Below are 8,435 nucleotides of genomic sequence, written 5' to 3'. Positions count from 1 at the left end.
ACAAAAAACCACGGGGCATCGTAGCCCCGTGGTTAAAACAAATTTTCAGTGATTTAGTGAGCGCTGGAGGTCACCTGACGACCTGCCGCGCGATCCCAGATAATGGCCAGAACCACCATCACCACTGTTGGCATTAACCACGCCAGACCTTGTTCGGCCAACGGTAAACGCTGCGCCCAGGACGGTAAGATATCGCTGAATGCGGATGCTTTGATCCCGTCGAGAATACCAAAAAGCAAGCTGATAAACATCGGCGGAGCAATCACGCGGGACGAATTATGCCACCATGAGCGCGTAAAACTTAATACAACCAGTGCGATACACGGCGGATAAATAGCGGTCAGCACCGGTACGGAGATCTGAATCAGCTGGCTCAAGCCAAGGTTAGACACCACCATCGAGAAACCGCCGAGGATAAACACCAGCGTACGATAAGAGAGCGGTACGTACTGGGCGAAGAATTCCGCACAGGCACAGGTCAGGCCAACCGCCGTAACCAGGCAGGCAATGAAAATTAACGCCGCCAGCAAGAAACTACCGCCGCCGCCAAAAGTGTGCTGAACGTAAGCATGCAGAATTGCCGCGCCGTTCGCGGATTGATCAACCAGCGACGCGCTGTCTGAACCCAGACGGAACAGCGCCAGGTACAACAGCGTTAAACCAACACCCGCCATCAGGCCCGCCCAGACGGTATAACGGGTCAGCAGGCGCGCTTCAGTAACGCCGCGAGAACGCGCTGCGTTAACAATAACGATCCCAAATACCATTGCGCCCAGCGTATCCATCGTCAGATAGCCGTTGACGAAGCCATTAGAAAACGCAGCGTTTTGATAAGACTCTGTCGCGGTACTAATAGAACCCGCTGGCCAGACAATTGCAGCAACAGACAGGATAACCAGCGCGATAATTTTCAGCGGCGCAAGGAAGTTACCGACTGTATCCAGCAGTTTGCCCGGATAGAGGGAAACCAGAATAACGATAGCGAAATAGACCAGGCTGTAGATAAACAGCGGAAGCGCGGAGTCGCCTGTCAACGGCGCAATCCCCACTTCAAAGGAGACTGTTGCTGTACGCGGCGTCGCAAACAGCGGACCCACCGCCAGGTAGCAAACCGTTGCCAGCAGTACACCTGCAACTTTACCAATTGGCGTGCTCAGGCTGTCAACGCCGCCGCCAACTTTCGCCAGCGCCACCACCGTTAATACCGGCAGACCTACGGCAGTAATGAGGAAGCCGAACGCTGCAGTCCAGACGTGTTCGCCTGCCTGCAAGCCGACCATGGGAGGGAAAATAATGTTACCTGCGCCGACGAACAACGCAAATGTCATAAAGCCCAGAGCGATGATATCGCGCGATCTTAACTGATGGGTCATAAATCATACTGCCTGTGGATGTGGTGTTGTAACGTTAAATTTTTGTGCCAATCCCTGGGGATGATACAGCGGTATTTTTAAACAATTTTAGCGGGAAAAACTCCCGACCAAATGCGGCGAAGAATAGTTTTTCGATTTACCGCTTTAATGCAGTCAGTATGACGGCATCTGATGCGCAATTTAAACGCTTATAACGTTTTAAAGCAAGGAGGGATCTAAAAACCAGAGGTATATATCGATAAGAAATCATCAATCAGTATAAAACACTATTTCAGTGAAAAAGATATGGCTAATCATGCGAACAAAAAATCACCATTCGTTGTGAAATTTAGCGTTCGTTTTTTGACTGCAAACAAAAAAAGCCAGCGTCGGCTGGCTTGTGGAAACAAAAAATGACAAAAGTGGATTAATCACTGTTTTTGGCAATTAAACGTTCCGGCAAAACAAAGCTGAAACGCGCGCCTTTACCCAATGTACTCTCAATATTCAGGCGACTTTCGTGATGATTCACCGCATGTTTAACGATGGCTAACCCTAATCCGCTGCCACCTGTTTGTCGGGAACGCGCTTTATCAACACGATAAAAACGCTCCGTCAGTCGCGGAATATGCTCCGGTGCAATGCCTGGCCCGTTATCTTCAACGCTAAACTCGGCACCGTGCGGTACTCGCTGCCAGCACACGGTAATATGTGTACCTTCCGGCGTATGATTCACCGCGTTATAAACTAGGTTGGAAATCGCACTACGTAGCTGATCTTCATTGCCAGACACTTTGAGGTTGTTATCAATTTCAAAAGTAAATGTCTGTTTGTGCTGGCTCAGAGTCTGAGCTTCACGCTCAACAACGCGCAGCATCATCGGCACATCAACCTTCTCATTCAGCAACTGCGTTGGTGCAGCTTCAATTTTTGACAGTGTCAGCAACTGCTTTACCAGCCCCTCCATCCGCTGGGTCTGTTCACGCATGGTGTGCAACGCTTTTTCTCGAACTGCGCCTTCCAGCGGCTGCTCATGCATCATCTCCAGGTAGCCCTGTAATACCGTCAACGGTGTACGCAACTCATGGCTTACGTTGGCAAAAAAGTTGCGCCGCGCCCCTTCCAGTTGATGCATTTGCGTGACATCGCGCGCCACCATCAGCAACTGTTTATGGGTATAAGGCATGACGCGAATTTCCAGATGCCGCCCGGTGTTGAGTACCAGATTAAGCGGGCGAGAAAAATCGCGAGTTTTCAGATATTGCGTAAACTCCGGGTAACGCAGCAGGTTAAGGATGTTCTGCCCATTATCTTCCGGCCAGCGCAGGCCAAGAATTTGTTGCGCCAGACCGTTGCACCAGAAAATGCCGCCCTCTTCCGTAGTCAGCACCACCGCATCGGGCAGCGACTCCGCGCCGCTACGAAAACGTTTAATAAGATTGCCCAGCTCGCGGCGACGTTTTTTATTACGCAGTTGCATCTGGTGTAAGCCGTACAGCAGCGGTTCCCAGCTACCACGCCCCGGTGGCGGCGTCATACTGCGGTCAACCCACAGCCACCATGAAAGACGCAATAAATTCCAGAAATGCCAGATAAGCAGTCCCGTTACCGATGCCAATAAAAACCAGGGCAGGTAACCCAAAAAAGCACCCAGGATGAAGGCCGGGAGGCAGCAAAGTAGCAGCTCCAGCACCAGCCTTTTCCACGACAGCCGTTCCAGCACGTAAGATACTCCAGTTAAGAAATCATAAGCCCTGCTCTGCGTCCGATGAGCAAGGCGTTAAAAGCGGGTTGAAAAACGATATCCGGTACCGCGCACGGTCTGCACCATGCGGTCATGCCCGCCAGGCTCCAGTGCTTTACGCAGGCGACGAATGTGGACATCGACCGTGCGGTCCTCCACATATACGTTGGTTCCCCAGACATGATTTAACAGTTGTTCGCGACTGTACACGCGTTCGGGATGGGTCATAAAAAAGTGCAGTAGTTTAAATTCTGTCGGCCCCATCTCCAGCGGCTCTTCGCCCGCCATCACCCGGTGAGAAGTCGGATCGAGACTTAGCCCTTGCATCTCAATCACCTCTTCTACCGCCATAGGGGAAATACGGCGCATCACCGCTTTAATTCGCGCCACCAGCTCCTTCGGCGAAAACGGCTTGGTGATATAGTCATCCGCGCCGGTTTCAAGTCCACGCACGCGATCTTCTTCTTCCCCTCTGGCGGTCAACATCACCACCGGGATATCCCGGGTCATTGACTCACGCTTAAGATGTTTGATGAACTGGATACCGGAACCGCCGGGTAACATCCAGTCGAGGAGAATTAAATCCGGCCAGGGTTCATTCAGTTGGTTCACAGCACTGTCATAATCTTCCGCTTCGACTGGCTGAAAGCCATTTTGCTCGAGTACGAAGCAGACCATTTCGCGAATTGGAGCTTCATCTTCTACGACCAGAATACGTCTCGCCATGATTTGCCCTGTTGTAAGAGATAGATTGCGATCATTAATGCGACGCCATTATGCGTCAGATTTATGACAGATTTATGAAAAGAACGTCGCACTCGTCCTCAGGTTATTGATTTCCGGGCGCAGAAAAAAGTAAATCACACACCTGTTTGGGTATAATCGCGCTCATGCTTTTTCGCCAGGAAATTGTTATGCGCATTCTTCACACATCAGACTGGCATCTCGGCCAGAACTTCTACAGCAAAAGCCGCGAAGCTGAACATCAGGCCTTTCTTGACTGGCTGCTGGAGACCGCGCAAACCCATCAGGTAGATGCGATTATTGTTGCCGGTGATGTTTTCGATACCGGCTCACCGCCCAGTTACGCCCGTACGTTATATAACCGCTTTGTTGTCAATTTACAGCAAACCGGCTGTCATCTGGTGGTACTGGCAGGAAACCATGACTCGGTAGCCACGCTGAATGAATCGCGCGATATCATGGCGTTCCTCAATACTACCGTGGTCGCCAGCGCCGGACATGCCCCACAAATCTTGCCACGTCGCGACGGGACGCCTGGCGCGGTGCTATGCCCCATTCCTTTTTTACGCCCGCGTGACATTATTACCAGCCAGGCGGGGCTTAACGGTATTGAAAAACAGCAGCATTTGCTGACAGCGATCACTGACTATTACCAACAACACTATGCCGATGCCTGCAAGCTGCGCGGCGATCAGCCTCTGCCCATCATCGCCACGGGGCATTTAACGACCGTTGGCGCCAGCAAAAGCGACGCCGTGCGCGACATCTATATAGGTACTCTGGATGCCTTCCCGGCACAAAACTTTCCGCCAGCCGACTACATCGCGCTCGGGCATATTCACCGCGCGCAGATTATTGGCGGCATGGAGCACGTTCGCTATTGCGGTTCCCCCATTCCTCTGAGTTTTGATGAATGCGGCAAAAATAAATATGTCCATCTGGTGACATTTTCAAACGGTAAATTAGAGAGCGTGGAAAATCTGAGCGTACCGGTAACGCAACCGATGGCGGTACTGAAAGGAGACCTGGCGGCGATTACCACGCAACTGGAACAATGGCGAGATGCGCCGCAGAACCCGCCCGTCTGGCTGGATATTGAAATCACTACTGATGAGTATCTACATGATATTCAACGCAAAATTCAGACATTAACTGAATCACTGCCTGTGGAAGTCCTGCTGGTACGCCGGAGCCGCGAACAGCGCGAGCGTGTATTGGCCAGCCAACAGCGTGAAACTCTCAGCGAACTTAGCGTCGAAGACGTTTTTAATCGCCGTCTGGCGCTGGAGGAACTTGATGAAACGCAGCATCAACGTCTGCAACATCTTTTCGCCACAACATTGCAGACCCTCGCCGGAGAACATGAAGCATGAAAATTCTCAGCCTGCGCCTGAAAAACCTCAACTCATTAAAAGGCGAATGGAAGATTGATTTCACCCGCGAGCCGTTCGCCAGTAACGGGCTGTTTGCGATTACCGGCCCTACCGGCGCGGGGAAAACCACGCTGCTGGATGCCATTTGTCTGGCGCTGTATCACGAGACTCCGCGCCTCTCAACCATTTCACAATCGCAAAATGATCTGATGACCCGCGATACCGCCGAATGTCTGGCGGAAGTTGAATTTGAAGTCAAAGGCGAAGCGTACCGCGCATTCTGGAGCCAGAATCGGGCGCGCAACCAGCCGGACGGTAATTTGCAGGTGCCGCGCGTAGAGCTGGCGCGCTGTGCTGACGGTAAAATCCTTGCCGATAAAGTAAAAGATAAGCTGGAATTAACGGCGACATTAACCGGACTGGATTACGGACGTTTCACCCGTTCGATGCTGCTTTCGCAGGGCCAATTTGCAGCCTTCCTCAATGCCAAACCGAAAGAGCGCGCGGAATTGCTCGAGGAGTTAACCGGCACCGAAATCTACGGGCAAATCTCGGCGATGGTCTTTGAACAGCACAAATCGGCCCGTACTGAGCTGGAGAAACTGCAAGCGCAGGCCAACGGCGTCGCGTTGCTCGCACCAGAACAAGTGCAATCGCTGACAGAAAGTTTGCAGGCACTTACTGACGAAGAAAAACAGTTACTTGTCGCGCAACAGCAAGAACAACAATCACTAAACTGGTTAACGCGTCTGGATGAATTACAGAAGGAAACGCGCCGTCGTCAACAAACGCTGCAACAGGCACTGGCAGAGGAAGAAAAAGCGCAACCCCAACTGGCGGCACTCCGTCTGGCACTGCCAGCGCGAAATCTCCGTCCACACTGGGAACGCATCGCAGAACACTCTGCTGCTCTGACGCATACTCGTCAGCAGATTGAGGAAGTGAACACTCGCTTACAAAGCACAATGGCGCTTCGCGCGAACATTCGCCACCACGCAACACGTTTGTCAGCAGAAATACAACACCGTCAACAAACGCTGAATGCGTGGTTACAGGAAAATGACCGCTTTCGCCTGTGGAACAACGAATTGACCGGATGGCGTGCGCAGTTCTCCCAACAGGCCAGCGATCGCGCACATCTGCGGCAATGGCAACAGCAGTTAAACCATGCCGGGCAAAAACTTAATGCGCTTCCGGCGATCTCGTTGACTTTAACCGCTGATGAAGCTGCTACCGCCCAGGCGCAACATGCTGAGCAACGCCCACTGCGTCAGCGCCTGGTTGCGCTGCACGGGCAGATAGTCCCTCAGCAAAAACGGCTGGCGCAGCTACAAGCCGCTATTCAGAGCGTTACGCTGGAACAAACGCAACGTAACGCTGCGCTGACAGAAATGCGCCAACGTTATAAAGAAAAGACGCAGCAGCTTGCCGATGTCAAAACCATTTGCGAGCAGGAAGCACGCATTAAAACGCTGGAAGCCCAGCGCGCGCAGTTACAGGCGGGTCAGCCATGTCCGCTTTGCGGTTCCACCAGCCACCCGGCGGTCGAGGCCTATCAGGCGCTGGAACTGGGGGTTAATCAGGCCCGCTTACTGACGCTGGAAAAGGAAGTGAAAAAGCTCGGCGAAGAAGGCGCGTCGCTGCGTGGGCAACTGGATGCATTAACAAAGCAGCTTCAGCGCGATGAGAACGAAGCGCAAAGCATCCGGCAAGATGAGCAAGCGCTTACTCAACAGTGGCAAGCCGTCACAGACAGCCTGAATATCACGTTGCAGCCGCAGGACGATATTCAACCGTGGCTTGATGCACAAGATGAGCACGAACAACAGTTGCGATTGCTCAGTCAGCGCCATGAATTGCAGGCGCAAATTGCCGCACATAATCAGCAAATTACTCAGTATCAACAACAAATAGAACAACGCCATCAGCAACCCTCTGCAACATTAGCAAGTTACGCGCTGACATTACCGCAGGAAAATGAAGAAGAGAGCTGGTTGGCAGCACGCCAGCAAGAAGCGCAAAGCTGGCAACAGCGCCAGAATGAATTAAGCGAGCTGCAAAACCGTATTCAGCAACTGACGCCGATTCTGGACACATTACCGCAAAGTGATGAGTTACCACACAGTGAAGAAAATGTGGCGCTGGAAAACTGGCGGCAAATTCATGAACAATGCCTCGCGTTACAAAGCCAGTGCCGGACCTTAAAGCAACAGGAAGTTCTGGCGCAACAAAACCTGGAAAAAGTCCAGGCGCAGTTTGACGCTGCGCTACAGGGCAGCATCTTTGCCGACCAGCAAGAGTTCGTTGCGGCACTAATGGATGAACAGAAGCTGACCCAACTGGAGCAACTTAAACAACGTCTGGAAAACCAGCGTCGTCAGGCGCAAACGCTGGCATCTCAGGTGTCTGAAACGCTGACACAACATCAGCAACAGCCGCCTGCCGGGCTGGATCTCACTTTAACAGTGGAACAAATACAGCAGGAGTTAGTACAAACTAACCAAAAATTGCGTGAAAGCACCACCCGACAGGGGGAAATTCGCCAGCAACTGAAGCAGGATGCAGATAATCGTCAACAGCAACAGGCCCTGATGCAACAAATTTCCCTGATGACGCAACAGGCCGAAGACTGGGGATATCTCAACGCACTGATCGGCTCTAAAGAAGGCGATAAATTCCGTAAGTTCGCCCAGGGACTAACGCTGGACAATCTGGTCCACCTGGCTAACCAGCAACTTACCCGTCTGCACGGGCGCTATCTGTTACAGCGCAAAGCCAGCGAGACGCTGGAAGTTGAGGTTATCGATACCTGGCAGGCCGATGCGGTACGCGATACCCGCACCCTTTCCGGCGGCGAGAGTTTTCTCGTTAGCCTGGCGCTGGCACTAGCGCTTTCGGATCTGGTCAGCCATAAAACGCGTATTGACTCGCTATTTCTCGATGAAGGCTTCGGCACACTGGATAGCGAAACGCTGGATACCGCTCTTGATGCGCTGGATGCACTGAACGCCAGCGGTAAAACTATCGGCGTGATTAGCCACGTTGACGCAATGAAAGAGCGCATTCCGGTACAGATCAAAGTGAAAAAGATCAACGGCCTGGGCTACAGCAAACTGGACAATGCATTTGCGGTGAAATAGCTATTCAGCAGGATAATGAATACAGAGGGAGAAATCCTGACTGATCATTATCCTGCAAGCTATGCATTGATTGGTTACGGTG

Annotated in this window: 5 protein-coding genes; 2 read left to right on the top strand and 3 right to left on the bottom strand. The window is 52.1% G+C overall.

Translation table 11 applies throughout. The annotated features are described in order from the left end of the window. Window positions 1-53: 53 nt before the first annotated feature. The 3 genes from brnQ to phoB all read right to left on the bottom strand — a co-directional run bounded on the left by brnQ (window position 54) and on the right by phoB (window position 3,822). Entirely contained in the window at window positions 54-1,373 is a 1,320-nt protein-coding gene (brnQ, locus tag EA14781_RS11690; RefSeq protein ID WP_000149646.1) for a branched-chain amino acid transporter carrier protein BrnQ, read from the bottom strand. 406 nt (window positions 1,374-1,779) lie between these two features. Beyond that, window positions 1,780-3,075 (bottom strand): phosphate regulon sensor histidine kinase PhoR, encoded by a 1,296-nt coding sequence (gene phoR / locus EA14781_RS11685; protein WP_000893629.1) that lies wholly within the window; start codon window positions 3,073-3,075, stop codon window positions 1,780-1,782. A gap of 57 nt (window positions 3,076-3,132) precedes the next feature. Next, window positions 3,133-3,822: a phosphate response regulator transcription factor PhoB gene (gene phoB / locus EA14781_RS11680; RefSeq protein ID WP_000113933.1), complete on the bottom strand. Its 690-nt coding sequence runs from the start codon at window positions 3,820-3,822 to the stop codon at window positions 3,133-3,135. Window positions 3,823-4,010: 188 nt separating this feature from the next. Here phoB and sbcD point away from each other — a divergent pair, with 188 nt between their 5' ends. Both sbcD and sbcC read left to right on the top strand, forming a co-directional pair. Continuing rightward, window positions 4,011-5,213, top strand: coding sequence for an exonuclease subunit SbcD (gene sbcD / locus EA14781_RS11675; RefSeq protein WP_001221335.1), 1,203 nt, complete (start codon window positions 4,011-4,013; stop codon window positions 5,211-5,213). Further along, window positions 5,210-8,353, top strand: coding sequence for an exonuclease subunit SbcC (gene sbcC / locus EA14781_RS11670; protein WP_000698975.1), 3,144 nt, complete (start codon window positions 5,210-5,212; stop codon window positions 8,351-8,353). Before sbcD ends, sbcC begins: the two co-directional genes overlap by 4 nt. Window positions 8,354-8,435 lie beyond the last annotated feature (82 nt).

Origin of the sequence: Escherichia albertii NBRC 107761 = DSM 17582, from assembly GCF_000759775.1 — a bacterium.
Taxonomy (GTDB): domain Bacteria; phylum Pseudomonadota; class Gammaproteobacteria; order Enterobacterales; family Enterobacteriaceae; genus Escherichia; species Escherichia albertii.
Note: the sequence above shows the minus strand (reverse complement) of the source record. Positions and strands in the feature narration are given on the sequence as shown.